We start from the raw sequence: 26,824 nt of genomic DNA on the forward strand, positions 1-26,824 counted from the left end.
TTGACGGCGACCGGCCGGTGGGCCGGTCGCCGTCATTGCTCTCAGACCAGGTCGAATCGATCGAGGTTGGACACTTTGGTCCAGGCCTTGACGAAGTCCTCGACGAACTTCCGCTTCGAATCGTCCTGGGCATAGACCTCGGCCAGCGCTCGCAGCTGCGAGTTCGAACCGAAGACCAGATCCACGCGGGTGCCGGTCCAGCGCTGCTCACCGGTGGCGCGATCAATGCCCTCGTAGATACCCTCTGCGGTCGGTGACGGCGCCCACTCGGTGCCCATGTCGAGCAGGTTGACGAAGAAGTCGTTGCTCAGCGCACCCGGGCATTCGGTGAACACACCATGCTGGGAACCGAGATAGTTGGCGCCCAGTACGCGCAGACCGCCGACCAGAACCGTCATCTCCGGTGCGGTCAGAGTCAGCAGGTTGGCCTTGTCCAGCAGCAGGAACTCCGCGGAGAGGCGAGCGCCGTCGCCGAGGTAGTTGCGGAATCCATCCGCACTCGGCTCGAGGGCGGCAAACGATTCCACATCGGTCTGTTCCTGGGTGGCGTCGGTGCGTCCCGGGGCGAAGGGCACCTCGATGGCGAAACCGGCGTCGCGGGCGGCCTTCTCGACCGCGGCCGCACCGCCAAGGACCACCAGGTCGGCGAAAGAGACCCGCTTGCCGTTGGACTGGGCCGCGTTGAAGGACTCCTCGATGCCCTCGAGCACCCGGATCACCAGAGCGAGCTCGTCAGGCTGGTTGACCTCCCATCCCGCCTGCGGCTGCAGGCGGATGCGGCCGCCATTGGCGCCGCCCCTCTTGTCGGAGCCGCGGAACGACGCGGCCGCCGCCCACGCTGCCGACACCAACTGTGCCACGGTCAGACCCGAGCCCAAGATCTGGGCTTTGAGCGCGGCGATGTCGTTGGCGTCGATCAGTTCGTGATCACGGGCCGGGATCGGGTCCTGCCACAGCAATGTCTCCTCCGGCACCAGCGCGCCCAGGTAACGGGTCTTGGGCCCCATATCGCGGTGCGTGAGCTTGTACCAGGCCTTGGCGAACTCCACGGTTAGCTCTTCGGGATGCTCCAGCCAGCGTCGAGTGATCTGCTCGTAGACCGGATCGAAGCGCAATGCCAGATCGGTGGTCATCATCGCCGGGGCGTGCGTCTTCGACGAATCGAACGCATCCGGCACCAATCCCGCACCCGCACCGTCCTTCGGAGTCCACTGATGTGCACCGGCCGGCGACTTGGTCAGCTCCCACTCGTAGCCGTACAGGATCGTCAGGAAGCTGTTGTCCCACTTGGTCGGCGACCACGTCCACGTCACCTCGAGACCGGAGGTGATGGCGTCCTTGCCGACGCCGGTGCCGAAGCTGGACTTCCAGCCCAGGCCCTGCTCCTCCAGCGGGGCGGCCTCGGGCTCGGGGCCGACGTGATCGGCCGGGCCGGCGCCGTGGGTCTTGCCGAAGGTGTGGCCGCCGACAATGAGCGCCGCGGTCTCCACATCGTTCATGGCCATGCGGCGGAAGGTCTCGCGAATATCGACCGCCGCCAGCCGCGGATCCGGATTGCCGTTGGGGCCTTCCGGATTCACGTAGATCAGGCCCATCTGCACCGCGGCCAGCGGGTTCTCCAGATCGCGTTTGCCGGTGTAACGGGTGTCATCGAGCCAGGTGTGCTCAGGACCCCAGTACACGTCCTCCTGCGGCTCCCACTCGTCCACGCGGCCGCCACCGAACCCGAAGATGGGCAGCCCCATGTCCTCGAGCGCCACAGTGCCCGCGTAGACGATCAAATCAGCCCACGACAGCTGCTTGCCGTACTTGACCTTGACCGGCCACAACAGCCGCCGCGCCTTGTCCAGATTCGCATTGTCGGGCCAGCTGTTCAGCGGCGCGAAGCGCTGCATGCCGGCGCCGGCTCCACCGCGGCCGTCATTGATGCGGTAGGTGCCGGCGGCGTGCCAGGCCATGCGGATGAAGAACGGGCCGTAGTGGCCGAAGTCGGCGGGCCACCAGTCCTGCGAGGTGGTCATGACCTCGATGATGTCCTGCTTGACCGCGGCCAGATCGAGGGTCTTGAACTCCGCGGCATAGTCGAAGTCGGAGCCGAATGGGTTGATCTCGGCGGGATTCTTCTGCAGGATCTTCAAATTCAACTGATGGGGCCACCATTCACGGTTGGCGTTGCCGCCCTCAGCCGGAGCGGTGCGGCGGCCGTGCGCCACAGGACAGCCGCCGACAGCGGTTTCCGCAATGGGCGGATGTTGGTCAGACATGGGTATTTCCTTTCGAGCAGACGGATTCGGCCCTGTTCGCCGCGGTATCGGCGCGGTCCGAGCCGATTCGTTTACTTGTCACCGGGATTGAGGTAGCGGAAGGCCAGGCCGGCGATGACACCGCCGGCGATCTGGACGATGAGGTAGAGCAGCGTGATCGCGCCGAACATGCCCATGGTCATGCCGCCGAGCAGAACGGCGGGGTTGAACACGCCTCCGGAGATCGGACCGACCGCAAGGGCACCGGCGGCGACGGTCCCGCCGATAGCCAGACCGTAGAAGGAGTTTTGCGGGTGATCCTTACTCGTGGCGACATTGAGTACCACGTAGACCAGAGCGAAGGTGAACAGCAACTCCACGACCAACGCGGCTGTCAGATCATGTCCGGTCGGATGCAGCGAAGCCGGGCTCGCGCCGAGGAGCGCACGGGCGACGACGCCCGCCACGACACCCGCGATCACTTGAGCGCACCAGTAGCCGATCGCAACCGGTAGCTCGATGCGCCCGCGGACCAGCGCGCCCAGAGTGACGGCCGGGTTGTAATGACCACCGGAGATGTGCCCTCCCGCATAGATCATCACGGCCAGCACCGCGCCGATCGCCAAGGGCGCTAATGGGTTGCCGTGGGCAACTGCGAAACAGACGGTGAACACGAGGAAGAACGTTCCGATTGCCTCGACGGTGAGCTTGCGGGCCGTTTCCCGCGCGCGAGTGTGCGAGGTGGTGCACCGAGGCGGTGCATCCACACTGGCGCTTGTCATATCTGACTCCTTTACGAAACTAAACGTACTGTTTGTAAAAGCCAGGCTACCTGGGCAGATGACAACAACAGTGCGGCCAGTACGACGCAGGGCCGCCGCGCGACGTGCGGATCTGCCGACAGTGACGCGCCACGGTTTGTGCAGATCGTTATGAAACCGTTAGTTTCGTTTTGGTGAACGTGCGCCGCCGGGCGCCTTGGATACCGCGGCGTCGAAACTCCGGACCCGGTCCGGAACACGGTGCGCCAGGGAGAGCTTCGCTATTCCGCGGTCTCGCCGGAGGCGTTGCGTCGCGCGCCGATTCCAGCGAGTACGGTGTCGATGACATCGTCGACGAACTCATCGTCGATCACGGCGTGACCATTCAACAGCCGGTGATAAATCGGGCCGTAGAGCATATCGAGCACGGTCTCGATTCGAATCTCGGCGGGAATCTCACCGCGCCCGATGGCCCGCTGCAGAATCAGCCTCCCCTGGTCTCGGCGATGCTCGACGAAACGAGCCCGATACTCGGCGCCGAAGTCCGGCTTGGACAGGGCCTCTACCAGCAGGCCGGCGAGAATGCGCGCATAGGGCCGACTCACGGCTTCCCGCGACCAGGGCCGGAGCAGCGTACGCAGATCCGCACGGACCGACCCGGTGTTAGCCGCGGACGGTATGGCGGCCCACACCTCGTACAGCGCGTCCATGGCGAGCGCTTCCTTGGTCGGCCACCAGCGATAGATCGTGGCCTTGCTGACGCCGGCCGCGGACGCGATCGCGTCCATGCTCATCGCCGGCAGGCCACGTTCGAGCAGCAGCTGCATGGTGGCGGCCAGAATCGCCGTGCGCGCCTTGTCGCTGCGTGGACGACCCCGCCGTGGAGCCGGGCCCGCTTCCCCTTCGGGCATCGCCATACCAGTACCCCTCGATGCTCTATGGATGCATTCAGTCGAATGAAACTATGCGAGTAGTTTTTCAAACGTTAGCCGATGTGACATGCCACCGGAGTCGCCTGCCTGAACTGCGAGGCCGGGAAGAGATGAGCATCACTGCAATGCAGGACGCGTCGCGGCCCGGAGAGCTGTTACCCTTTTCAGAAACTAGACTATCAGTTTAGTAAATCGGAAGCGGAGTTTTCCAGACAGGTATGCCCCACGATAGACCCTGGATGACGAGTTCGATCGGGCGCCGATAGGCGCACGGACGGCATCGCACCGGCATCGGGGAAGGACATTCGACATGAACGGCATCAAGACCCTCGAGATCGCTTGCGGAATCGTCGCCACAGCCGTGCTCGGGCTGCGACTGACCAGGTGGCGCAGCACCCCCCGATCACACCCCTTCACTGTCGCCCTTCTACTGCTGGCACTCGGGGTGATGTTGGGTCAGCCAACCTTTCTGAACACGTGGCTGTCCGCGCACACCGCCGCCGATACTCACTTGGCCAACTTCTCCATCCTGCTCGGCGACCTGTCGATCACAACCGCCGCTGGTTACCTCGGAATTCTTGTCATCGACGCATGGTCACTGGACGTCCTCCGCAATTGGGTCATCCGCGGCGTCGTGTCGGCCGAGCTACTCATGCTGACGCTCTGGGCGATTTCCGATGCCCCACGGATCCCGACCGAATATGTGGGACACCTCGGCGGCCCCGCGACCTTCTATTCCAATGTCGCCACTTTCCCGATCCTCGTTGCCCACCTTGCGATTCTTCTATCGATCCTCGCCGTGCGCGTACCGACCGGAATCCGTACAGCCTTGCTACCACTGGCATTGGCGGCACTACTCGGCATAGCCGTGAGCGCCTTGCGGATCCTCGGCGACGCCACTTCGGACACTGTGACCGCCCTTCTCGAAACGGCCATGCGGCCGCTGACCCTGGGCATGATTTTCCTCTACTCACTTTCCGGCCTGATCGGCTATTTCCTGACCGCGCCGCACCTCCCAGGGGAGCAGCCCGGCCGATTCGACCGCGTCGGCGAGGCCGGGCACCGCTCGCGATCACAGCAAGCCGAGAAGCGGCAGGCGGCGCCGTCCAGCACCTGACAAGTGCTGCATTATCGCGACATGGTATTTGTTATATGAATCACCCCAATGACGGGTCATGCGCCGTCCCAAGCATTACGCTCCGAACATCGATCCGATTGCGCAACATGATGATGCTAATATGAAACAGCAATGGGCAATCGGACACCGAAGGGCGCCAAAATGACACTGAAGTACCTTGATTCCTTTCGAGACGCGGAGTTCGTCGCGAAGTCTGGGCGTCGCCCCTGCAACAGCGTCGATCCCGAAATATTCTTCCCCGCAGGCGGGCACGACCGCGCATCCCGAACCGCATACGCCCGTTCGATGTGCGGGAAGTGCCCCGCGCTACGACAGTGCGCCACCGAAGCGCTCCGCCTCGGCATCAACTATGGAGTCGTAGCAACCGTCGACCTCGGCGACGGGAACTCGTCCAGGCAGAGCTTCGAGGCGCGGCGGACGCTGCGGGCGATCGCGAATGGCAAAGGAGCAGCCTCGAAGGCAAACAACCAATGAATCCTGGGAATGTCCCTTCTCGCGCTTTCCGAAACGAACGCAATCAAATCGATCGTAGGTGTGTCGCAAATGGCCGTGATTCCCGGAACGATAAGCTCGTGCGCCATGAGGCGTTCAGTTTGCTGTCTAGTTGCCATTGCAATGGCTTCGATCGGGTTGATTACCGCACCAGCAGGTAGCGCAGAGAGCGGACGGCCGCCGGCGCCTGCCCTGGATCCCTTTTATGATCAACCGGATTCGCTGAGCGGGCTCGACATGGGACAGGTGGTAGACAGCCGTCCGATCACGGTGAGCACTGTGCCGACCAGCGCCCAGCTCACCTCCTGGCAGGTCAAATATGTCAGCCAGGACACCAAGGGCAGGCCGTGGACCACCATGGCGACCATCATCAAACCCGCCGCCGCGTGGTCGGGTCCGCCGAAACTACTCGCCTTCCTGCCATGGATCGATGTGCTGGACACCGCGTGCAACCCCTCCTACCAGCTGCGGACCGATTACGCGTACCTGGCCTCGACCGGAATGATCGGCGAAATGGTCAACCTCGGCGCAGCTCTGGACCGTGGCTGGACCGTCGTGGTCCCCGACTATCTCGGCCCCGAAAACCAATTTGCCGCAGGCTACGTCGAGGGCCGCAGCACTCTCGACGGCATTCGCGCCGCCCTGAACTTCGCACCCGCCGCCCTGCCCGCCGACACCCGCACGGCGATATTCGGCTACTCCGGCGGTTCCCGCGGCGCCGAATTCGCTGCCGAACTGGCCCCCGGCTACGCCCCTGAGCTGAACCTCGTCGGCACGGCCGCGGGCGGGCTCGTCGCCGATATGGGCGCGTCTGCCGCGCTGATGAACGGCGGACTGTTCGCCGGAATCAATTACCAGGCATCCTTCGGCCTGGCCCGCGCCTATCCGGAGCTCAACCTCCCCTCCTACTTCCTCGATCCCCACTTCGAGCGGGAGCTCGCCACCATGTGTCAGGCCCAGGTGCTGGCCACCTACCCCTTCACCTATGTCCAGGACCGCACCGTCGACCGCGTGTGGCCGCTCGGAGATCCGAATGTCGTCGCCGTCCTCGACACCCTCAAGGCCGGGCGCTACGGCACCCCGAATTCTCCGGTCTACCTGTGGATGGCAGGCGAGGATCAGATCGCGATCACCCCCAATACCCGCGCCCTGGTATCCGACTACTGCACGCGGGGCGTCCCCGTCACCTATGTGGAATATCCCGGCACGGAACACGTCAGCGCCGAGACCGCCGGTTCCGGAGCGGCGCTCGACTGGATCGCGGACCGCCTCAACGGAATTCCCGCGAGTACCACCTGCCATTGACGCCGATCGGCCTGCCCCGTTGCCGGGGCAGGCCGATAAGTGTTGTCGCGGAACGGGACTAGGGCAGCACCTGCGGAACGACATGCGGCGCCAACGCGCCCACGGCTGCCCCGAGGCCCGCGCCGATTCCGCCGTAGATCAGCGAGGCCAGGCCGATGTTCACGGCACCAGCGGCCGAACCCAGGCCCGGAACCAGAATGGCCAGCGGCACGGCCGACAGGGCCGAACTGCCCGCACCCAGCGCCGCGCCGGCGCCCAGCCCGGCGGCCGCGCCATTGGCGACCGGATCGTGATTCTGCGCATTCGGATCGGTGGCGACCGGCTCCAGCGGCAGCGGCGCGGCGGCCGCGACACCCGCGGCTCCCGCGCCGGCGGTCAGCGAAGCAAGCAGCAGCGCAATGACGAGAGGCTTGTGAAACTTCAAGAGACTTCATTTCCTTCAGGGATCGGTACAGGCCGACGGAGCATCGATGAGGGAAGATGCTCCGTCGGCCACGCTGACGACGACCAATCGCCAACGCCCGGCATTGGTGGTCAATGCCGAGATCACAACCAGCAAACGTTGCTGATTTGACTCTTAACGTACCAATTTTGCAACACGCTGATCAAGTCGCGGCATCATGATCCACGACACATCAGGGCGCGCCCGGACTCACGCCGCGCTGCAGAACCAATCGTCGGGCGGATTGTGTTCCAGGATCCCGGCGTACATACGCTCCAATGCGGGACCTGGTTGAACGCCCTGATTTTCAACAAGCAGCCGCCGGGCCCGATGGTAGACATCGAGCGCCTCGGACTGACGGCCGACGCGGTACAGCGCAAGCATGAACAGCTCCACAAGTCGCTCCTGCCGCGGATAGGTCCGAACCAGCTTGCGAAGCTCGGCCACCGCCTGCCACTCGTCACCAACCACGAGCCGAGCGGACTCGAGGTCATTCCACGCAGCGATCCTGCGCTCCTCCAGATAGGCGGCCTCGGAACTACACCTCGGACTCTCACGCACCCCCGAGAGCGCGTCCCCCCGCCACAGCCCGAGAGCCCTCTCCAATAGCAGAATCGCTTGCGCCGGTTCGATTTTCACGTACTTCGACGCGGTGGACAGCAGAGTCAGAAATCTGTTGGAGTCAAGGCATTCCCGCGGCACATCCATGACGTAGCCGCCACGCGTGGTGCGAATCAGATCGGGCAGTGGAGAAATCAGGCGGCGAATGCGAGTCACATTGGCCTGTAGTGCATTTCGCGGATTGGACGGCACCTTCGCAGGCCACAGCTCAGCAGCCAGCTGCTCATAGGAGACCACGGTCCCCGACTCCAGCGCCAAGAGCGCCACAATCGTCTGCATTCGCCTCGATTGTATGTTGGCGGCCATTCCGCCGACGGTCACGGCAAGCGATCCCAGCACGCCAATATCCACCCGCGCACCGTCATTGCACATCTCGAACACACTTTCCTTGAACTCGGATCGATACACGCCACACCCCTCGCTCCGCGAGAGGGCTCCCACCACTACCATGGTGCCATATTGCAACAGCATTTCCCGACAATGGATCGAGTGTACATGCTTGCCCGGCGAACGACGGTGGATGGTGGTCATGGCCGACAATGATTGCGATCGGGTCGCGCCGCTACCGAACCAGCCTCGCTTGCACGATTTGCTGCGCGGAAGTACGTCGCCGACCGGGTCACTCGCCGCGTCCGTTCAGTTCGCACTGGCCTTCCTGATGGCGGCGACTACGGCAGTCGCGTTGGGGGCTCCGCAACTGGCCGTGTTCACCGCGCAGGGAGCGTCCGCAATGCTGTTCGGTGGCCGGACCCCGTACCGCGTGCGCTGGCGAATCATGATCGGAGCGGGCGCGGCCTTGGTTGCGATCTTCGCGATGGCCGCGGCTGCCGGGTGGGTCGTCGGACGATTGCGACTGGGCGGAGCGCTTCCGGGACTGGTCGAAACAGCACTGCTCACGGCCATAGGCGCGGCAGGAGCCTTCGCGGTCACCGCGAATCGGATCGCGGGGCCCGGCGCGTATTTCCTCATTGTTTCCGGTGCTGTCGGTTGGGTTCTCGTGCGCACCGGCACCTCCGTACCAATGCTTGTCGGCAGCGCGGTGCTCGGCGTAGGTGGCGCCCTGGTGAGCATCGCGCCGGGATGGTTGCGGGACCGAACCAAACCGGAACGAGAGGCCGTGGCGGCAGCGGTCCGGGCTCTCGACGAATTCGCCGCCGCGGCAAAGAAATTCGGGAGGGCGGCCACCGGACGCGAGCGCGCCGATGAGGCGTTGCTATTGGCCGGTCAAGCCATTCGGGATTCGACTCCGCCGGATCGACAGCCGAATCCCGCACTGGTCAATGACCTGGCCGCCGCCTACCGACGCGGCGCAGGAGCAATCGATTCCCTCCCGCAGCAGGCCGTGACGCCGCCCCCGTACGGACCGCGAATACCGCGGGGCGCCTGTCGATTGCGCCGCTCCATGCACCGCGACTCCCCCGCGACGGCCGCCCTGATCCGGGTTGCGGCAGCGTGTCTGGCGAGCGGCGGCATCGCAGTGGCCCTCGGCCTGAGCCGACCCCACTGGGCGATCTTCGCGGCGGCAGTGGTGGTCCATGAGGGCCTGCCACGCCTGCAGGCCGTCGCGCGAGGGATTCACCGATTTCTCGGGACCCTCGCCGGCCTCGCGCTCTTCGCCTGCGTTTCGATACTGCTGCAACGCGTGGAGCCGCTCGACTCCGTCATTCCCACGGATCTGATCCCGATCGCTGTGGTCGCGGCACTGCTGCTGTTGACCGTGTGGACCGCACCGCAGAATTACGGTATCAGCGTTGTGTTCGTCACGACTTTGGCCTTACTCGTCACCGAAACAGGTGATCCCGCCATATCACTCACCGCACTGATCGGAGCGCGCGCGATAGAGACCACCATAGGAATCATGGTCGGCATCGCGATCCTGTGGATGATCCTCCCGCGCGCGCATCGCCGCCAACTGCTGTGGGCCGACACCCGTGTCGCACATGCCGCAACCGCCCTGCTGACCGCACTGCACGAATCCCCGCTCACGGCCGCGGAAGTGGCGACATTGCGAACCAACCTGCGCTTCGAACTGGTCGCAGCCGCCGACTGCGGCATCACAGCCGCGACCAACGAACCGACCTGGACCGCACGCCACTGGTCCCGTCACACCGAACTGCTCCGCCTCGGCCACGATCTCCTCGCCGCCTGCTGGCGCGAACCACCCACACACCCGTTCCCCAACCCGCAACAATGGGAAACAGCCATCAGGCACGCCGCGCCGTGAACCTTCCAGACCGGGATAATTTCAGCTTCTCTGCCGAACTACGCCAGATTCGGCCCCTTTCGAGGGCCGGAGAACTGCAACATTTCGGTGAGTTACTGAGCGGCCCGAGAGTCCCAATCATTTGCGACCAGATCCTCTGCTACCAGGTAGACTGTCGTCATATCGTCGACGCCTTCGTAATCGACCATCACACATCTCAGGTGTGTTCCCGGGGGAATGATCACCTCGTTGTTGTCACCGAAACCCAGGAGCGGCAGCCCATCTCGGGTTCTGACCACCATCAGATACGGACTCTCTGCGTGATCGGCATACCTCTGCGCTACCTCCGGGTCGGTGCTGAATGCGGTCACGTCCGCGATCTCCACCCTGGAGCCCGGCGCGAAGACGGCATCGAAGAATTCTTCGTACTCCCAACCCCGCGGCACGGCCGCACTGGACATGACCGTCATCGGCTCGAGATTCTGGCTGTGCTCATGGAACTTCGCGAATGCCGATTCCAATCCTCCGCTCACCTGGCCCGCCTCGGCATATCTCCGCACGGATTCCCGCTCGGAGTCGGTCAGCACATCGTCGAGGAATGCCTGATTCGCCTCGGCCGAGGTCGTGAGATCCGAGAGCTGGAGCTCTCCCCCCTCATCGGTGAATTCCCACGCCCGTAGGTCATCGCCTCGTTCAGCGAGGATGGGGTAGTCCTCGGTGGTCTCGGCGCCCCAGGCCCGAAGGCCACTGCGGCTCACACTCGCGCACTGGTCAGCATTGAGACTCGCCGGCGGGAAAGTGTGATCGAATTGCGGGATGGCCGTAGACGGCGCCTGGTCGAAGGCGATTCGATGCGTTACCGCCGGCCCCTCTTCCGCGGTAATCAGGTCATCCGCGACGAGGTACACCGTTGGTCGATCGCCGATGCCGCGATGATCGACCCGCACACTCCGCAGGCACGTACCGGGCGGGATGATGACTTCGTCCAGTGCTCCGGCTTGACTGAACGATTTCGCCGGTATCCCGTCGTGGGTTCTGATCACCGTCACATATGAGGGTCCCTTCTTGGGATTGGAATACAACAGCGCGACCTCTTTACTGGTACTGAAAGAGGTAACCTGACCTATCTCCACTCTGCTGCCCGGTGCAAAAACGGTATCGAGGAAAGCGGCTGTGTCGCCCTTCCATTCAAGGGGAACGCGCGACCCACGCGCGAGGGTCATCGATTCAGTGTTCGGATTGTATTCGTGGAACTTGGCGAACGCCGATTCCAGGTTGGCCACAAGCGCTTTGATCTCCGGCGTCGGATTGACCTCACGGCCGGTGAACACCGCATTGATCTTGGTATAGGCGGGACCAGTGTACACCGACAGGGCACCGCGCTCGGAGTCTGTGAGTGCGTTGTACAAGAACCGCTTGTTCTCCCTGACCAACGTATCAATCTGCGCGAACTCGAGTTTCCCTTCATTGTCGGTGAATTTCCACGCCCGCAGGTCACCGCCGCGCTCGGCTACGATGGGGTGGTCGCCCGCCGTCTCGAGTCCCAAGGCCCGAAGGCCACTACGGCTCACACCGGAGTGATTCCATAGCGCGTCGTCGTAAGCCCGCTCCGTCGATATCCACTGCTGATGCCCCGTCGACCACGACTCGGCAATCATCGACTCGGTCGCAACGTTGTGGTGGTCGTTGTTCTCCTGCTCCCGGACCAGCGCTTCGTGCTCATCGGCCGGATCGCCGCCATGCGGGGAAGCAGGTTCGTGCGGGGGCGTCAGGCCACGCTCGATCTGTGAAACGAGGGCATCGGGACCCGCGGCCTCGGCGAGAGGCCCGGACTCGCCATCGGCCGGTATTGTACTTGAATCATCCTGTCCGGCACCTAGTTTCGTGAATTCTTCGGCCCGAGCGCTTCCGAGTTCACCAGCATCGACCTCCCGCTCCATCGGATATTCCACGGCAGTAGCCGAAGTCGCGTGATCCACCGGCCCGCCGTACTCGGCGTATACCAGCGACTCTTCCGAGGACCAGCCAACCTCATCGATCGGCCTGGCTGGCGGCTCCGCATCATCCCACGACGCCGCATCACCCAGCAGCGAGTAACCGTCCTCATCGGAATACGGCTGCTCCGGGAGGGATTCGTGCTCCTGCTGCACCAGCGAATCGTCGGGCCGATGACCCTCATCGACGCTGTAAACCTCCGATTCCGCAGGTGCAGCAGTCGAATCGGCTGGGATCGCCAACGACTCCAGCGCCGTGACCGGCTGTGCGGCCGAATCGATCTCACGAGATTCCCCGGGGGGATTCGCTTCGGCTGCCTTCGACTCCACCTTCACGGATTCCGCCAGAGCCGTCGAGTCGGTTCCGGTCGCGGCAGCGGCTTCCGTGCCGACCCTCGCATCCGCATGTGCGGTCGACCGTGTTTCCTCCGGCATTCCAGGGTCGACGGCCTGGCCGCGTGGCCGCTTGGCCGCGAGTTCACCGGCTTGGGGTTTCTCCCCGAATGCTTCGGATCGCACAGTCGCGGAGCCCTTGCCGGCAGCGGAAGCGTCCGGCTTCCCCGCCGGACCGGCTCCATTCTCACCACGCGAAGAAGTGGCGGCACCGGAGGTCGTGCCCGCTGGAACCGCCGCCTCCGAGACCTTTGCCGCGCTCGATTCCATTCGCGTTTCCGCCGCACCCGGCGAACCCGCGGTTCGCCGCTCGCTCGCTGTCTCGCTTGCGGCGATGTCCACACGCGGACGCTTGGCCGCAGGCTCATCCGGATACGACTTCTCCCCGAAGGCGTCGGACGCGGATCGAGCGGTGGCCGAACCCTTGGCGACATTCGCCTGCTCGGTCGTGCCGGTGACCGCCGCCTCATGACCAGCCATGGTCTCGCGCGGGGTGGTTCGGATTTCGGTGCGAGGGGAATCGAGATTCGTGCTCGCACTGGCCGGCCGCACCAAGGACTCCGGGCGCTGGACCTCGTGGGTAGTCGCGCCGGGCCAGGACTGGGCACGGAATTCGGCCGGACGTCCAGTGAGCCCGCCGCGCGCCACGGCTCCGCCTTCGGGCTGGACGGTCGGCACGTGCGAACGAATCGCGGATCCCTCGGTCGTGACCGCTGCCGATGTCGCCCCGACACCCCCGGCGTTGGCTGTTCCGGATGCCGGCACGGCAGGCTCCGGTCCCGCAGAGGCCAAACCACCACTGCTCGAGGGGTTCTCCCCCAATGCGGGCTCGGGTGCTTCCGCTGGCTGCGCCAACGGCTCCGGGGAGGAGGACACCGATGGCGACACGGCGTCGACTTCACCTGGTGAGCTTTCGGCCGAGCTCGCCAACGGCTCGTCCGGCGAGGCCGAGGCCGACCCAGCGCCTTCCGTCATCGCTTCGCCGTCATGCGACGTGTTTGTCTCGTGCCCCGGAGTCTCCGGCGTTGTCGTCTCGATTTCCGAAGCGTCAGCGTTCGATCCGCTCGATCTCACACCTTCCTCGACCGGTGCGTTCACCTCGGGAACCTGCGGCTCGCTGGACGATTCTGCTTCCGCGCTCGGCTCCTCGGCACCGCCTGTGGTCGCGGTCTTGGGCGGCTCCTTGATGGAGCCGATCGAGCCGATCGCCGCGGGGGCCACGACACCGATGAGGCTGCGGGGGTCGAATTCCTGCCATTCGCCCTCTACCGCGCTGTTGAAGGCGTATCCGGCGCCTTGTCCCGCTACGCCGGTCACCACGCCGTTCGTGAAACTGCGGCCCACCCGGCTCCAGGCCGATGTCGCTTCGCCGAAGGCCTTGCTCATCAGGCTGTCGGCGCCCATGCCGATCGGGGTGGTCACCGCGGCGCCCACCGCGGCGCTCGCGACGGCCATGCCCAGTTGCTTGCCGTCGATGTGGTCACGGTGGCCGCGCAGGATCTGGTACTCCTGGATTACGAATTCCACTGCGGCAGCTTGTGCCGCTTGCTCCACGATGGCTGTGATCAGCTTCTTCGCGATTGTTCGCACGGTGGATTGGGCGACGGCCTCGGCGGCGGGAATTTCGGCCGATGTGGCACCCAACGTCGCTATCGCCTCGATGAGCTGCGCCGCCAAAGTGGCCAGGGTATATACGATTTGGAGTTTTGCGTACTCGATTTGAGTGCCGGTGGCCTTGGCTTGGTCGCCCAGGGCGGTGAAGCTGTCGGCCAGGGTTTCCAGGGAACCGTCGCCGGAGATCATGGCTTCCAGCTGTTTGCGGACTTCTACCGCGCCATCGCCGGTGTAGAACGCCTCGGCTTGGCGGACCACGTCCTTGGCGTCGGGGACGAGGGCTTTCAGGTCGCGGGCCTTCGCGTACCAGACCTCGGCCAGCTCGAACATCTTGTCCTCGTCGCCCTGTGGCCATTCGCTGCCCGCGATCCACGACACCCATTGCAGTTCCTCGGGAATCACGATGCTCATCGGGCCGTCCTTGCCGCCTGGGAGCCGATCACGATGGTCGCCGCCGTCATCGGGCGAGCCGATCGGTGGAGCCCTGTTCATTGCGGTCCAGGGCGTCGGCGGATTTGGTGAGCATGTCGGCGAACTCGTGCAGCAATTTCGATTTGAACTGGCCGGCCTCGCAGAGGCCGTCTCGCCGCTTGCGGTAACCGTGCTCACCCTCGGCGAACTGGATGCCCGGCTTGTCATCGCCCCACGGGGTGCCCACGGCGGCCAGGGAGGTTTCCAATGAGGTTGCGACCTGTCCGATATTGTCCGCCAGGTGCGCGAGCTGCTTTGCGGCACTGCGCATATCGTCCATATTCGCGGAGACGTTTTTCGCCATGATCACTCTCGATTCTCGAAAAGACTACGAAGATTAGGGGCACAGATTCGACAATGCGATTCGCATATCGCAGGCTTCGATGCGCATGAGCGCGTCAGGGCTCAGGGCGCGCAGGTCGATGCTGTCGTCCTTGGCGAGCCGGTATTCGCGTTCCTCCTCGGCCGCCTCGATCACATTGCGGACGAAGCGGCCGTTGCCGACGACGTCGATGGCGCGCCGTTGCTGGCCGGATTGGTCGACGTCCTGCTGTCCGTAGAGCTCGGCGCAGGTTTCCACGAGGAGCGCCAGGGCATCGTCGGCGACGACCGAATCGCGTTTTCGGGCAATGTAACAGCCGATCTGGCCGAGCTCCTCCGCGGTGTAGGAGGCGAATTTGATGCGCTTGGCGAATCGGGATGCCAGGCCGTCGTTGGCCGCCAAGAGTCGATCGATTTCGCCGTCGTATCCGGCGATGATCACCACCAGCCGGTCGCGATCGTTCTCCATTCGCGCCAGCAGGGTGTCCACGGCCTCGCGGCCGAAGGCGTCGCCACCGGAGAGACCCGTCTGGACCAGCGTGTACGCCTCGTCGATGAACAGCACACCGTCCATAGCGCTGTCGATGAGCTTGTCGGTCTTGATCGCGGTGCTGCCCAGATGCTCGCCGACGAAATCCATGCGCTTGGCTTCGACCACGTTCTCGGTCTTCAGAATGCCCAAGCCGCAATAGATTTTGGCGACCACACGGGCAATGGTGGTCTTGCCGGTCCCCGGTGGACCGGTGAACGCCAGATGCTGGCCGCGCGGCACGCTCGCCAGTCCGTTCTCGGCACGAATCTTGGCCAGGGTCGCGGTCGACTGCAGCTTCTCCACCTGAGTCTTGACCGCTGCCAGGCCGATCTGATCCTCCAGTTCGACGCGGGCCTCGGCCAGAATGCGCTCGGCTCGGTCGCGCTGCTGTTCGGCTTCCTTGCTCTCGACCGACGGCGCCGAGGCCGGATCCCAGCGATCGGTGCGCGCGTCGATCTGCTCGGGGGTCGTCAACACGAGTCGGCAATCCGGATCACGCAGCGCCCTGGTGTTCTCCTCGAAATCCGGCGCCTGCGAATACACCATCTCGAACAGCGCCCGCGCCTCGTCTTGATTTCCCATCTCGCGCAGGCACAGGCCGCGCGTGAACATGGCGGTCAGCCGCACCGCGGGAATCGGCCCCTGCTCGGCCAATTCCATCCGGCGAACGGCCTCACCGAACAGCCCCAGATGCGCGCACGCGGTGCCCACCATGACATGGGCGCCCGCGGCCAGGAAGGCATCGGGCCATTGGGCCGAGCTCACCAGCACCGTCATGACATCGGGCCAGCGTTCGGCGGTCAGATGCAGAACCGCGCGCACATAGGCGCAGATCCGGTCCTCGGCCTCCGGATCGCCCACCGCTTCGCTGCGCCGACGGCGGTCGAGCTCGTCGAGCAACTGTTCGGCCTCGGCGTACTCCCCCTCGTCGATCAGCTGGCAGGCCATGGCCAGCCAGATCTCGGTCGAGGTCGCCAACCGGTAGGTGAGGTACCGGCCGACCTGGAATCTGCCCGCCAGCGTCCGCGGCGGCAAGCCGAGTCGCTGCTGTTCGCGATACAGCGATACCGCACTGGTCCGGCGCAGGTTGTACAACACGTCCCGGGACTTGTCCTCAGCGGCGGCGCGCCCCAGCCACGCATCGCACATTTCCGGGTCCAGCTCGGTGGCACGCTGGAACGCGCGCCTGGCGTAGTCGAGATCGGGTGCGGTCTGCTGACCGTCGACGACCACGCCCAGTGCGAGCACGCCCGCCTTGAAAACCCGTTGCGCCTGCTGTGTATCCATCACCGCGGCATCTCCTTCTTCGCCCGGGCCTGATCGTCCGGTGCGCTCGCGGGCAGCGCGGCCGCACCGGCATTGAACGCGTTCACCGCATCCGCGCGCTCCGCGAACACTTTCCGTACGGCGCTGTCCGCGGTCGCGACAATGCCGGCGGCCAGCTCGCCCGCCGACAATTCCGTCACACCCCTGGTCAGTTCGAGATCGAGCAGGGCGCCATTGCCGTCGACCTCCACGGTGACGACACCGTCGGGTGAACTCTCCCGGACTCGCATCGCGGCGATGGCCGCATTCAATTCCTGAATTCGCGCGAGACGCTCGTGCAGCTCGCGCACCAATTCGTTCATGGCGTTATTCATCGGGCTGCTCCAGCCAGCTGCGCGGCTCGTAGGCGTCGGGCGCATCGGCGTCCGAATCCCCCGGCCGGGGTAGCCCCAGCAGGTCGAGCACGTCGTCGGTGAGCCCCGCGGTACCGGCCAGCAGCTCCCGGCGCGCGAGACCGGCCCGGTGCGCCGACGCCCGGCACACCCGGAGTATGTCGCCCGCCAGATCCGCTGGATCACGCCACAATTCGGCCGGATCCAGCCGCATGGCAATGGGCAGGCCCAATTCCGTTGCGGTAACCGAAATTCCGCCTCCCCGGGAGGTCGCCGTCGCCGTCGTGAATATCGGCTCCGATGGTGGTGCTGTCTCGCTCACTATCCGCTCTCACCTTTTCTCCGCTATGCCCGCGCGCGTTCGCGGAAGTAGTCCAGGCCGCCGCCGGCGCCGGATTCGCGCCGGCGTTCGTTCTCGCGCTCCTCGAGTGGTCCGCTGGACGGCCTGCCCTCGGCCGCTCCCGCCAGGGCCGTCTTTCCGCCCACCACCGGTTTGACCGCTCCGGGGGAATCGCCGAGCACCTCCTCGAGGTTCTCGGCCGAATCGAGGTATCGCGCGCGCTTGGAGTTCTGTCCCTGGCCCATCCCGGCGCCCGCGCCCATACCGCCCGGGGTACCGGGCATGCCCGCCATCGGCGACTGCGACTGCGGCCGAGTCGCCGACGGGGTCGAGGCGGGCGGCGTCGCCCGGGGAAACAGCGCCGAACTCACCGGCACGCCCAAAGGCGCGCCACCGCCGGCGGAGCCGCCGCCTCCGCCACCGATATCCGGCGTTCCCAAATCATCCGACGGGAGATCGGGCGGCGGCATATCCGGCATCTTCGGTGTGTCCTTGGGCATCAGGCTCTGCGCCTGACTGCCCAATTGGCTTGCGGTGCTGAGCAGGCTCGCCAGTTTCTGCCAGTCGAATGTGCCGCTCTTGTCGGGGGAAAGCCTCGGAGTCTTGATATCCGGCATCTGCGAATAGACGTCCCGCAGCACCTCGGAATAGTTGTTCCGGTAGGCGCTCCGGAGGCCGTTGACATTCTTACGGCTGCCCGTAAACGCCTGGAAGAGCGCCACCTGGGAGGCGACATAACCCCCCAGATCACCGAGGCGCCGCATGGCGGCGATCTGTGTCTTCGCCAGTTCGACGTACGCGGTGCACGCGCTGATCGCTGTCTCCCTGCCGTTGCCGGACCAGTCCGACTGCGGGATCGCGGTGATTTCCGCGGCGAAGTCGCCGAACGCGGCCTCCATCTCGTTGGCCAGCCAGCCCCACACCAGCGCAACCTGGTTCACGCCCTTCGGGTTCGCGCCTTGCTGAAGATGCGAGAGATCGGGATAGCCGTAGCTGTCCGGATTGTCGAGTGGAAAGGGCTCGCGCTGTTGTCCGCCATCCGGCCGCGGATGGTAGGGCGGCGGCGGGGCGGGCGGCGGTTTCGGATCGACGAATGCCCCCGCACCGCTGCTCGGCGGCTTGTCCGGGACAGTGATGTCGGCGAAGTTCTTCGCCGAATCGGCATCGTTGTTCTCGAAGGCCTTGCCTGCCCGGACGAATGCGTCCGCCAGCAGCTGCATGACGGATCGATACCAGTCGACCGCATTGCCGAAATCGTCGGCAATGACATTGTGCTCGGACAGATACTTTCGCGCCGATTCGGTATTGGCCGAGTTCTCCAGCGTGCCGAGAATGTCCAGCGGCAGGTGCACGGCATCGACCTGGGCTTGCACGTTGAGCAGCTTGCCCACCACCGCGACGCACGATTGCGCACACTTGTGGGCGACATGCCACTCCAGGCGCACCGCGCCCCATTTCGCACTGCGGTCGAACGCCTTGGCGTCGTCATAGGCGCCGTCGTACTGTTCACCGCCCATGCGCGGACCCTGACGCGCTCGATTCGGCGTCCGCTCGGCGGCGGCCATCGGGCACCGCTGCCGCGCCCACTCCGACGCGCTCACGATCGCCGTCGGCGTCGGTGAGGCGCCCGGTCGCATGCGGCGTGGTCACCGCGGCGCCCGCGACAGACGGAATCGGCGGATCGGACGGCGCCTTGTTCGTCGCGTGCGCGGACACCGCGGTCTCGTCCGGGCGGTCACGTTCCGTGGTCCGCCCGCCCATCGGTGCGATCGACGGATATCTCGACGCGCGGTCCTGCGCAGGCGTGGAAAGGGCGGCGCGCGGAAAGGTTCCCGCGGCCACCCACGGGGACCCGTTCTGCGGGGCGCTGCCCCCACCGCCGTTCGGCGCATCGACGCCCACCCCGGCGGACTGTGCGACCGGAGACGCTACCGGCATCGATCCCGACTGTGCCGCACCGTAATCCGGTATCGGCCCGATCCCGGAGCCACCGGCGCGCGGGAAGGTGAGCCCACCACCGGCCTCGCGTCCCGAGATGCCCTGGACATGGACGTTCACGTCGAACGAGCCGTCACCGGAATCGGACTTCTTCCCGCCGGTCGCGTTGAGCCCGTTCGCACCGGAGCCGTATGCCTCGATGACAGGCAATCGGGCGTACACCCATTGCAGCGCCAGCAGATAGTCGGATTCGAATCTTTTCTGCAGCGGTCCGAGATTCTTCGGATCCGACGGCCACAGCTGGAAGTTCTCCAGCTGCGAGGCGATGAAGCTGTCCATCCGGCCGATGGCCTGCATCGCGGCGGTCTGCTGTTTTGCCAGCGTGACGTATTGATTGCAGATATTCGTCGCGCCCTGCCTGCCCTGTCCCGACCAGTCGGAGTCGGAGATGCCATTGATATCCGCCGAGAACTCGTCGAAAATCAGATCCATCTCATTCGCCAGCCATTTCCACGCCAGCGCAACCTGATTGGCGCCCTTGGGATTGGCGGTGTTCTGCAGATTGTGCAGATCGGGATACTTGAACGACGCGGGATTGTCGATCGGCAAACTCGAGCGTCCCTTGACCGGCGGATCCTTGGGCGAGGGGACCGCCGTACCCGGATCCGTCGGCGGCGGCGCGGGATTGACGAAGGCTCCAGCGCCGGTGGACGGCGGTTTCGTCGGAGCGATGATGTCGCTGAAGTCGGTGGCCGATTGCTGTTCGGTCTGTTCGTAGGACATCCCCGCATCCACGAACGACTCGATGAAGACCTGCATCACATTGACATGGCCGTCGATGGCCGATGCGAAATCGTCCGCGATCTGATTGCGCAGGGTCAAATACGTGCGCGCGGCCACCACCGTGGACCCGTCCATCAGAGTTCCGAAACTGCTCAGCTGCAGCCGGAGCCCCTGCGACTGTCCCTTGACGTTCAGCAATTTGCCGATGACGTCGACACAGGCCTGCGCGCATTTGTGGGCGACACTCGCCTCGAGCTTCAGGTCCGAGTACTTCACATCATTGTCGAACGAGTACGCACCGTCGATCAGGTCGTTGTACGCATTGTCACTCATACCGAGCTCCTTCCAGCCTGCGTGCCAGACCGGCCACGGTGGGCAGGTCGTAGACGGCTTGCACCGGTAACCGAACCCCGGCCATCACTTGGATCAGCGTGGTCAATCGTGAAGCGGCCAACGATGATCCGCCCAGATCGAAGAAGCTGTCGTCGGCTCCGACGCGCTCCACGCCCAGTACTTCCGCGAACAATCGAGCCAGCGTTTGCTCGGCCCGGCCGTGCGGAGTTCGATAGCGGGCGCCGCCACCGGGCGCCACGTCCGGAAGTCCGGACACATCGAGTTTGCCGTTGACGGTCAGAGGGATCCGGTCGATCCGGACCACCTGCGGCACCATGAACTCGGGCAGTCTGCTGCCCACATACCGGCGGATCTGCTGCGCGTCCACCGATTCCGGGCCATTCACCACCACATAGCCGACCAATCGCCGCGCTCCGTGGCCGACCGCGTCCCGGACTGCCACGGCCGCCTCCGACACCCGCGGATGCGACAGCAGAGCCGCGCGCACCTCGGCGGGCTCGACGCGAAATCCGTGCAGCTTCACCTGCTCGTCGGCGCGGCCGAGGAATTCCAGCTCCCGTCGCGGCGTCCACCGCGCGAGATCGCCGGAGCGATACAGGCGATCACCCGAACCGAACGGGTCCGCCACGAAACGCGCCGCGGACAGCCCCGGCCGGCCCCGATATCCGCGCGCCACCTGCGCGCCGCCGATATACAGCTCGCCCGCCACTCCGATCGGCGCGGGCCGCAGCCGATCGTCCAGCACCAGGGTGCGCACGTTCCCGATGGGAGTACCGATGACACTCGCCTCCGACCGGGTATCCCCGACCTGCGCGCGGGTCAGATGCACCGCGCATTCGGTGAGCCCGTACATGTTCACCAGCGTCGGAGCCGAACCGTCCGCACCGCTCGGCCATTCGATCACCCGGTTCTCGCACAGCGCCTCCCCCGCGAAGATGACCATGCGCAGCGACGGTGCGGGCACGGCGAGCCGGTCGGCGGCCTCGATGAGCCGATACGCCGCGGAGGGCGTCTGATTCAGCACGGTCACGCCGGTCTCGACCACCAAGCGCCACAACATATCCGGATCACGGATAGCCCGGCGGCCGGCCACGACCACGGTCGCGCCGTGCACCAGCGCGCCGAGCAACTCCCAGACCGAGACGTCGAAGGCCGGTGAATGCGCCCAGGCCCACACGTCATCGGGCCCGAACTTGCCTGATTGTTCGGTTACCGCAAGCAGATTGACCAGATTGCGGTGGGTGACCGCGACGCTCTTGGGCTGTCCGGTGGACCCGGAGGTGTAGATGACATACGCCGAGTTCTGCGGGCGCGGCCGGACGAGCCGATCGTGAATATCGGATGCCGGGACATCGGCGACCAGATCGTCGAGAACCAGCACCTCGGCGGACTCGAACCGATACGCATCGGCCCGATGGGAGATCACGACCGCCGGTGCGGCGTCGGTGAGCATCCAGGAGATTCGTTCCGTGGGATATTCCGGGTCGATCGGCAGGCACGCCGCGCCGGTCGCGAGCACGCCCAGCCATACGGCCGCCAGGTCCGCCGACCGCTCCATGACGACGGCCACCACCGATTCGGGGCCGATATCGCGGTCGAGCAAGGTCGCCATGACCTGCGTGGCCCGCGCCGCCAGTTCGGCGTAACCGCATCGGCTGCCGTCCGCGTCGAGCACCGCGAGCGCATCGGGCGTTTCGGACGCCCGCGCGGTGAACTGTTCCCAGACGCTCGGCCGCTCGACCTCCATACAGGTGTCGTTCCAGGCGAACAGAACTCGGTCACGCTCGCCTGCGGAGAGCAGTTCCACCTCCGATACCGGGGCATCGGGATCGGCCGCCACCGCATCCAGCACGACCTGCCAGCGCTCGGCGTAGGCGACCAGGTCGGCCTCGCTGTAGTACCGGGCATCGGCATCGAATTGCACAGCCAGGCTGCCGTGTCCGCTGGGATCGTAAGTGACAGTGGCCATCAACTCGTCCGCCGTTCCGGACAACCGTTCGATGTCGACCGTTCCGCCGGGCAGGTCGAGCCTTCCGAAGGCCGGCATGACGCTGATGGTGGGGCCGAAGGCGGCGGGTCCGCGCCAGGCCGCTTCGCGACTGATCTCCGAGAGCGGGTAGCGCCCGTGCACGATGGCGCGCCGCAGGCGTTGCGAGAGGTCCGCGCAGAATTCCCGGAACGAGACCTGGGGAGCGAATGACACCGGCAGCGGTACGCGATTGGCGAACAGGCCCGGTGTGCGGCGCGACCCGCCGCGCCGATTCGACAGGGCCACTTGGGTATAGAAGCTCTCCCGCCGCAGGTGGCCGCGAAAGAGCACGCACGCCGATGCGGTCAGCAGCATCGGCAACGAGGCACCGAGCCGCTCGGCGAGAGCACGAATCCGATCAGCCGCGGGCTCGTCCACGATCGCGGAAGCGCGAATGGTCTTCTTGCTCTTCGACTGTCCGGAACCAGGAAGCCGAATCCGCTCCCTGGCCTGCCGGGTGATCTCACGCCAGTATTCGCGATCCCGCTCGTATCTCCGGGAGTTGCGGTAGGAGTTGAACTCCCGGTGGATCTCGTCGGCGGAGGCGTACCCGCTCGGCGGCGGTTCCAGGCCGTGCACGGCAGCGGAATAGACGTCGACGAGTCGTTTTCCCAGCAGCGCCGATCCCACGCCGTCGTTCACGATGTGGTGTGAGACGAATATCAGATAGCAGCGGCGCGCGTGGATCTTGACCAAGGTGGTGTGGACGAGTCGATCGCGATCCAGCCGAAACGGTTTCGCCGCCAAGGCGGCGAGCAGCTCGTCGGCGGACCGTTGCGGATCCTCGTCACCGCTGACGTCCACGAAATCGGGCCGCCAGGGCGCCTTCCGCAAGGGAGCGGTGGTCAGTTCACCATCGCGCATGGTGAAGACGCAGGCCAGGGATTCGGCCTCGTCGATGACGGAAACCATCGCGTCGAGCATGGCGGGCACGTCCACCGCGGCCCGGATATCGAGATATCCCGCGATATTGTTGGATGTCTCGGGCTCGAGCATTTGCGCCAGCCACAGTGCGTCCTGTGCGGTCGTCGCCGGACGCTCACCTGTCGGGTCGGATACGGAAACCATGCGATCGCCGATGCCTCAATCGCCCGATTCGGGCGAGCCGATCGACATCGCGGCGGTCACGACTGCGCTCCGTACACCGGAATATCGGGCAGGCGATCGTAGATTTCGTTGAGGAGCTTCCGATATCCCTCGTAGATCTTCCGCAGACCGGATTCCTGGCAGCATTTGCCCAGATCGTTGTAATCCGACTTCGCCTTCGCGATGTACTGCGCGACGTATCCGTCCCACTTGCCGATGCTGCGCATCTCACTGGTTTGTTTCTCGGCATTTTTCACATAATCTCTGCACGTCTTCAGCGCGGTGTCCTTACCGACACCGGACCAATCCGAATCCGATATTCCATTGACCTTCGACAAGAACTCCTGGAACACCAGATCCAATTCATCCGCCAGCCATTGCCAATAGGCCGCGACACCGTTCACGGCCTTGCCGTCGGCGGTGTCCTTGATCTTCACCAGATCGTCTTTGTTGTAGGAGTCGGCATTGTCCAAGCGCATCGGATCCCGGCCTGCGGGCAGGGTTACCCGATTGGTGAGATCATCGACACTGCTGTTATCTGCGCCGGTCGGATCCGTAGGTGTGGGCTGAGGCTTGACGAACGCACCAGACCCATCGGTCGGAGCCTTGTCCGGGACGACGATATCGTTGAAATCGGTCGCCGAGCCTTCTTCGTTGTTCGCATAGGCCAAGCCCGCGTCGACGAAGGCGTTGGTGAGCACCCGCACAGTGGCGAGATGGCCGGTCAACGCGGAATCGAGCTGATCGACCACCGTCTTGTGCTGGGTCAGGAACGTCTTCCACGGCGGCGTGGGATTGCCGCTGGGAAGGACGCCCAGCGCGCTGTCCGGCAGCCTCAGATTATCGATCTTCTTTTGCACATTGAGCAGCTTTCCGGCCATATCGGTGCACGCCTGGGCGCATTTGTGCGCGACGCTCGCCTCGAGTTTCAGATCGCCGTACTTGGCATCATTGTCGAATGTAGTGCCGCCATCGATGGCATCGTTGTACGGATCATCGCTCACTAAATCGCCTCCGAACTCAGATCGTCGAGCTGGATGGAATGGCCGGGCGACGATTCCCGGTCCGCGGATTCGAGGACATCCGCAATGGCCGAATCGATCATTGCGATCATGCGGGTCCGGTCGACCGGGACCGCCAACGGGCGGGCGGTGACGGCGATGGCGTAGCGGCCATCGTCCTCGAGGTCACGCCACGCCACCCATCGCGACGTGATACCGCGCGGACCGTAGATCGAATGCCCCTGAGCGATCTCGATCGTTCCCAGGTATGTGGCGGGCGCGCGCATGAACGCCGCCTCGCGATCCTCGACCGAATCCTGGGCGTCGACGCTCACGGCCGATCGGCCGCCGGAATAGTCCATATCCTGATTGGCGACGCCGGGCAGCTCGTCATCGATCGCATGCAGCATCAGAACCGGATCCATTCGCCCGGCGGGCATTTCGGGCAGCTCCGCACACACCGCGCGGCTCAGGCTCGGCGCCTCGTGTTCGGTGATCACATAGCCGCCGCTGTGCCAGATGGTGGCCCCGGGCCGCTGCCGGATCAGATAGCAGTGCTTCGCGGTGAGCGCCGCATAGAGGCGCACCCGCGCCCGCGGATCGTCCGGATCCCGGCCGTCGAAACCCTCGACCCGAATCCGGACGTCCGGCCGGGCCAGGACATCGAGCACGGCACCGAATCCGTCGTCCATGACATCCCGCATGCGCTCGCGGATATCCGACAATTCGCGTTCGTAGTCGTCGAGCATGGGTGTGTTGCTGAGGAAGGTCAGCGGATGCGGTAGCGATTCCCGCCGTTTGTCCGCCGTCCACAACGCCACCAGCTCTACGTCGCCGAAACTCCATGTCCTGCCCACGGCATTAACTCCCTGATTATCCGATCTGCTGAGAAATGACGCGCTCAGGCCCCGAACATGCCGCCGATTCGCTTGTCGACCTGATGTGCACTATCGTGCGCGTTCTGCACCGCAGCGGCGGCGCGTGAAAGGGTGTCCTGCACCTCGCCGATCGCACCCATCAATTTGCGATGGGCGGCCGTGAAGGCCTCCGACCCATCGCCCTGCCAGGCGGCGGACAGGCGATTCTGCGCATCGTTCGCATCCTGTCCGTGCTGTTCGAATGCCTGCCGATGAGCATCGAGTTCGCTCACCAGGGTATTGATGGCGCCGGAGTCATAATGCATGACGTCGGACATGTGATCGCACCTTTCGTACTACAGAGAAATAGGGAATTGCCGAGCCGGATGGAATCAGGCCAGGCTGGTGAACGACTGGCCGATATTCTCGTCGGCGTTGCCGAGCTGGGAATTCGACTTCCCCAGCGAGACATTGACCTCGTCGAGCGCGCGATGCAGCTTGGTGATCGACTCGTTCAAACGCTCGTGCGCCTGCGAGAACGCCCCGTAGGCCTGGCCTTTCCAGCCGCTGCTCGCGGCGTTCACGCTCTGCGACAGGCGCTGTGCCGTCGACTGGATCTGCGGGACTACATCACCGTACTGCTGATTAGCTTTGCGGAACGCCTCATGATCGATCTGAATTCCACTCACAGCTTCACACCTTCTCCCGTGACGGGTGATTACAACATAGAATCGCAAGTGCGAGAGCGCTGAAACTTAACGCCTTCGGGCCACTCGCTCCACCCCTGTCGTCAAAGTAGCAGACAGATAGCTGAACATCCAGGCAAGACGAATTCCTCAGCAGAAACTCAGGCATGGACACAGATACTTGCAGTTCTCGTACAAAGAATTGACAAGTGGCTGACAGATAGCTGACATTCAGTTGATTGAATGGCTTTTCTGCAATCACCCGGCAATACTGAGACAAAGCGGAGTTTGGATTGCTCAGAGAATCGAGGTTCCGAATGAACGAGATCCATATGATCCCCGATGTACTGCGCGAATACGCCGGACTAGCCGCGGAGAAGGCCGCGCGCATCACGGCCGCCGGCACGATCGACCAATCCGCGAATATCGCGGCCGCAGTGCCGGTCTTCGGGCTGATCGGGCAGGAGTTCCTCGCGGCGTTCGTTCCGGCGCAGGCCAGCCACATCTCGTCGGTGCTGGGCCTGGCCGAGGTACACGCGGCCACGGCGGCGGCGGCCGCGCGGGCGGCCGATGCCTACGAGGCCACTGAGCGCCAGTCCGCGGCCGCCATCGCGGCGATCGTCCCGTAGC

Annotated in this window: 22 protein-coding genes; 5 read left to right on the forward strand and 17 right to left on the reverse strand. The window is 64.8% G+C overall.

All coding sequences use genetic code 11. From position 1 onward, the window contains the following. Positions 1 to 41: 41 nt before the first annotated feature. The 3 genes from katG to ACFVIV_RS12010 form a co-directional block, all read right to left on the reverse strand. On the reverse strand, positions 42 to 2,264 hold the full coding sequence (katG, locus tag ACFVIV_RS12000; RefSeq protein ID WP_379195321.1) for a catalase/peroxidase HPI: 2,223 nt from the start codon (positions 2,262 to 2,264) through the stop codon (positions 42 to 44). Between the two features lie 71 nt (positions 2,265 to 2,335). After that, the gene (locus ACFVIV_RS12005; RefSeq protein ID WP_379195323.1) at positions 2,336 to 3,025 is read right to left on the reverse strand and encodes an MIP/aquaporin family protein; all 690 of its coding nucleotides are present in this window, start codon (positions 3,023 to 3,025) and stop codon (positions 2,336 to 2,338) included. A 260-nt stretch (positions 3,026 to 3,285) separates the two neighbouring features. Then, positions 3,286 to 3,921 (reverse strand): TetR/AcrR family transcriptional regulator, encoded by a 636-nt coding sequence (locus ACFVIV_RS12010; protein ID WP_379195325.1) that lies wholly within the window; start codon positions 3,919 to 3,921, stop codon positions 3,286 to 3,288. A 325-nt stretch (positions 3,922 to 4,246) separates the two neighbouring features. On the opposite strand from ACFVIV_RS12010, the gene ACFVIV_RS12015 reads away from it, so the two are divergent. The 3 genes from ACFVIV_RS12015 to ACFVIV_RS12025 all read left to right on the forward strand — a co-directional run bounded on the left by ACFVIV_RS12015 (position 4,247) and on the right by ACFVIV_RS12025 (position 6,871). Continuing rightward, positions 4,247 to 5,053 carry a hypothetical protein gene (locus ACFVIV_RS12015; protein ID WP_379195327.1) on the forward strand — a complete coding sequence of 269 codons (807 nt, stop codon included), beginning with the start codon at positions 4,247 to 4,249 and terminating at the stop codon, positions 5,051 to 5,053. Between the two features lie 162 nt (positions 5,054 to 5,215). Next, complete coding sequence (locus ACFVIV_RS12020) at positions 5,216 to 5,548, forward strand: WhiB family transcriptional regulator (protein WP_379195329.1); 333 nt, start codon at positions 5,216 to 5,218, stop codon at positions 5,546 to 5,548. Positions 5,549 to 5,803: 255 nt separating this feature from the next. Then, entirely contained in the window at positions 5,804 to 6,871 is a 1,068-nt protein-coding gene (locus tag ACFVIV_RS12025) for a lipase family protein (protein ID WP_379195331.1), read from the forward strand. Between the two features lie 58 nt (positions 6,872 to 6,929). On the opposite strand, the gene ACFVIV_RS12030 is transcribed toward ACFVIV_RS12025, so the two are convergent. Further along, on the reverse strand, positions 6,930 to 7,295 hold the full coding sequence (locus tag ACFVIV_RS12030) for a hypothetical protein (protein ID WP_379195333.1): 366 nt from the start codon (positions 7,293 to 7,295) through the stop codon (positions 6,930 to 6,932). A 228-nt stretch (positions 7,296 to 7,523) separates the two neighbouring features. Further along, positions 7,524 to 8,405 (reverse strand): BTAD domain-containing putative transcriptional regulator, encoded by an 882-nt coding sequence (locus tag ACFVIV_RS12035; protein WP_379195335.1) that lies wholly within the window; start codon positions 8,403 to 8,405, stop codon positions 7,524 to 7,526. On the opposite strand from ACFVIV_RS12035, the gene ACFVIV_RS12040 reads away from it, so the two are divergent. Beyond that, positions 8,383 to 10,158: an FUSC family protein gene (locus ACFVIV_RS12040; protein ID WP_379195337.1), complete on the forward strand. Its 1,776-nt coding sequence runs from the start codon at positions 8,383 to 8,385 to the stop codon at positions 10,156 to 10,158. The two genes, ACFVIV_RS12035 and ACFVIV_RS12040, sit on opposite strands and share 23 nt — an antisense overlap. A gap of 92 nt (positions 10,159 to 10,250) precedes the next feature. Here the strand turns inward: ACFVIV_RS12040 and ACFVIV_RS12045 are convergent, their stop codons facing one another. The 12 genes from ACFVIV_RS12045 to ACFVIV_RS12100 are packed head-to-tail and all read right to left on the reverse strand — an operon-like array spanning position 10,251 to position 26,197. Beyond that, positions 10,251 to 14,549, reverse strand: coding sequence for an ADP-ribosyltransferase domain-containing protein (locus tag ACFVIV_RS12045; RefSeq protein ID WP_379195339.1), 4,299 nt, complete (start codon positions 14,547 to 14,549; stop codon positions 10,251 to 10,253). Positions 14,550 to 14,595: 46 nt separating this feature from the next. Continuing rightward, a complete protein-coding gene (locus ACFVIV_RS12050) occupies positions 14,596 to 14,913 on the reverse strand; it encodes a hypothetical protein (RefSeq protein WP_379195341.1) in 318 nt (105 codons plus the stop codon). Between the two features lie 33 nt (positions 14,914 to 14,946). Beyond that, on the reverse strand, positions 14,947 to 16,752 hold the full coding sequence (gene eccA / locus ACFVIV_RS12055) for a type VII secretion AAA-ATPase EccA (protein WP_379195343.1): 1,806 nt from the start codon (positions 16,750 to 16,752) through the stop codon (positions 14,947 to 14,949). After that, on the reverse strand, positions 16,749 to 17,102 hold the full coding sequence (locus ACFVIV_RS12060) for a YbaB/EbfC family nucleoid-associated protein (RefSeq protein WP_379195345.1): 354 nt from the start codon (positions 17,100 to 17,102) through the stop codon (positions 16,749 to 16,751). Before ACFVIV_RS12060 ends, eccA begins: the two co-directional genes overlap by 4 nt. Next, entirely contained in the window at positions 17,095 to 17,442 is a 348-nt protein-coding gene (locus tag ACFVIV_RS12065) for a hypothetical protein (RefSeq protein WP_379195347.1), read from the reverse strand. Before ACFVIV_RS12065 ends, ACFVIV_RS12060 begins: the two co-directional genes overlap by 8 nt. Before the next feature lie 23 nt (positions 17,443 to 17,465). Then, positions 17,466 to 18,977: a hypothetical protein gene (locus tag ACFVIV_RS12070; RefSeq protein ID WP_379195349.1), complete on the reverse strand. Its 1,512-nt coding sequence runs from the start codon at positions 18,975 to 18,977 to the stop codon at positions 17,466 to 17,468. After that, entirely contained in the window at positions 18,967 to 20,514 is a 1,548-nt protein-coding gene (locus tag ACFVIV_RS12075; protein WP_379195351.1) for a hypothetical protein, read from the reverse strand. Before ACFVIV_RS12075 ends, ACFVIV_RS12070 begins: the two co-directional genes overlap by 11 nt. Next, on the reverse strand, positions 20,507 to 23,632 hold the full coding sequence (locus ACFVIV_RS12080) for an amino acid adenylation domain-containing protein (RefSeq protein ID WP_379195353.1): 3,126 nt from the start codon (positions 23,630 to 23,632) through the stop codon (positions 20,507 to 20,509). Before ACFVIV_RS12080 ends, ACFVIV_RS12075 begins: the two co-directional genes overlap by 8 nt. Positions 23,633 to 23,688: 56 nt before the next feature. After that, positions 23,689 to 24,654: a hypothetical protein gene (locus tag ACFVIV_RS12085; RefSeq protein WP_379195355.1), complete on the reverse strand. Its 966-nt coding sequence runs from the start codon at positions 24,652 to 24,654 to the stop codon at positions 23,689 to 23,691. After that, positions 24,654 to 25,508 carry an ESX secretion-associated protein EspG gene (locus tag ACFVIV_RS12090; RefSeq protein ID WP_379195357.1) on the reverse strand — a complete coding sequence of 285 codons (855 nt, stop codon included), beginning with the start codon at positions 25,506 to 25,508 and terminating at the stop codon, positions 24,654 to 24,656. The genes ACFVIV_RS12085 and ACFVIV_RS12090 overlap by 1 nt, the downstream gene beginning before the upstream one ends. A 44-nt stretch (positions 25,509 to 25,552) precedes the next feature. Continuing rightward, positions 25,553 to 25,846 carry a WXG100 family type VII secretion target gene (locus tag ACFVIV_RS12095; protein WP_379195359.1) on the reverse strand — a complete coding sequence of 98 codons (294 nt, stop codon included), beginning with the start codon at positions 25,844 to 25,846 and terminating at the stop codon, positions 25,553 to 25,555. A gap of 54 nt (positions 25,847 to 25,900) precedes the next feature. After that, positions 25,901 to 26,197, reverse strand: a complete 297-nt coding sequence (locus ACFVIV_RS12100) for a WXG100 family type VII secretion target (protein ID WP_379195361.1) — start codon at positions 26,195 to 26,197, stop codon at positions 25,901 to 25,903. 314 nt (positions 26,198 to 26,511) lie between these two features. Between ACFVIV_RS12100 and ACFVIV_RS12105 the strand changes: the two genes are divergently transcribed. Next, positions 26,512 to 26,823, forward strand: coding sequence for a type VII secretion target (locus tag ACFVIV_RS12105; RefSeq protein ID WP_379195363.1), 312 nt, complete (start codon positions 26,512 to 26,514; stop codon positions 26,821 to 26,823). Position 26,824 lies beyond the last annotated feature (1 nt).

The sequence above is a fragment of the Nocardia sp. NPDC127526 genome, from assembly GCF_042672265.1.
Lineage (GTDB): Bacteria > Actinomycetota > Actinomycetes > Mycobacteriales > Mycobacteriaceae > Nocardia.

What these genes read in the sequence shown, in the direction of transcription:
- ACFVIV_RS12035 (WP_379195335.1), bottom strand. Translation starts at nt 8,405, where the DNA reads ATGCTGTTGCAATATGGCACCATGGTAGTGGTGGGAGCCCTCTCGCGG.
- katG (WP_379195321.1), bottom strand. Translation starts at nt 2,264, where the DNA reads ATGTCTGACCAACATCCGCCCATTGCGGAAACCGCTGTCGGCGGCTGT.
- ACFVIV_RS12015 (WP_379195327.1), top strand. Translation starts at nt 4,247, where the DNA reads ATGAACGGCATCAAGACCCTCGAGATCGCTTGCGGAATCGTCGCCACA.
- ACFVIV_RS12020 (WP_379195329.1), top strand. Translation starts at nt 5,216, where the DNA reads ATGACACTGAAGTACCTTGATTCCTTTCGAGACGCGGAGTTCGTCGCG.
- ACFVIV_RS12045 (WP_379195339.1), bottom strand. Translation starts at nt 14,549, where the DNA reads ATGAGCATCGTGATTCCCGAGGAACTGCAATGGGTGTCGTGGATCGCG.
- ACFVIV_RS12040 (WP_379195337.1), top strand. Translation starts at nt 8,383, where the DNA reads ATGGTGCCATATTGCAACAGCATTTCCCGACAATGGATCGAGTGTACA.
- ACFVIV_RS12025 (WP_379195331.1), top strand. Translation starts at nt 5,804, where the DNA reads ATGGGACAGGTGGTAGACAGCCGTCCGATCACGGTGAGCACTGTGCCG.
- ACFVIV_RS12095 (WP_379195359.1), bottom strand. Translation starts at nt 25,846, where the DNA reads ATGTCCGACGTCATGCATTATGACTCCGGCGCCATCAATACCCTGGTG.
- ACFVIV_RS12060 (WP_379195345.1), bottom strand. Translation starts at nt 17,102, where the DNA reads ATGAATAACGCCATGAACGAATTGGTGCGCGAGCTGCACGAGCGTCTC.
- ACFVIV_RS12080 (WP_379195353.1), bottom strand. Translation starts at nt 23,632, where the DNA reads ATGGTTTCCGTATCCGACCCGACAGGTGAGCGTCCGGCGACGACCGCA.
- ACFVIV_RS12075 (WP_379195351.1), bottom strand. Translation starts at nt 20,514, where the DNA reads ATGAGTGACAATGCGTACAACGACCTGATCGACGGTGCGTACTCGTTC.
- ACFVIV_RS12010 (WP_379195325.1), bottom strand. Translation starts at nt 3,921, where the DNA reads ATGGCGATGCCCGAAGGGGAAGCGGGCCCGGCTCCACGGCGGGGTCGT.
- ACFVIV_RS12070 (WP_379195349.1), bottom strand. Translation starts at nt 18,977, where the DNA reads ATGGGCGGTGAACAGTACGACGGCGCCTATGACGACGCCAAGGCGTTC.
- ACFVIV_RS12105 (WP_379195363.1), top strand. Translation starts at nt 26,512, where the DNA reads ATGAACGAGATCCATATGATCCCCGATGTACTGCGCGAATACGCCGGA.
- ACFVIV_RS12005 (WP_379195323.1), bottom strand. Translation starts at nt 3,025, where the DNA reads ATGACAAGCGCCAGTGTGGATGCACCGCCTCGGTGCACCACCTCGCAC.
- ACFVIV_RS12050 (WP_379195341.1), bottom strand. Translation starts at nt 14,913, where the DNA reads ATGGCGAAAAACGTCTCCGCGAATATGGACGATATGCGCAGTGCCGCA.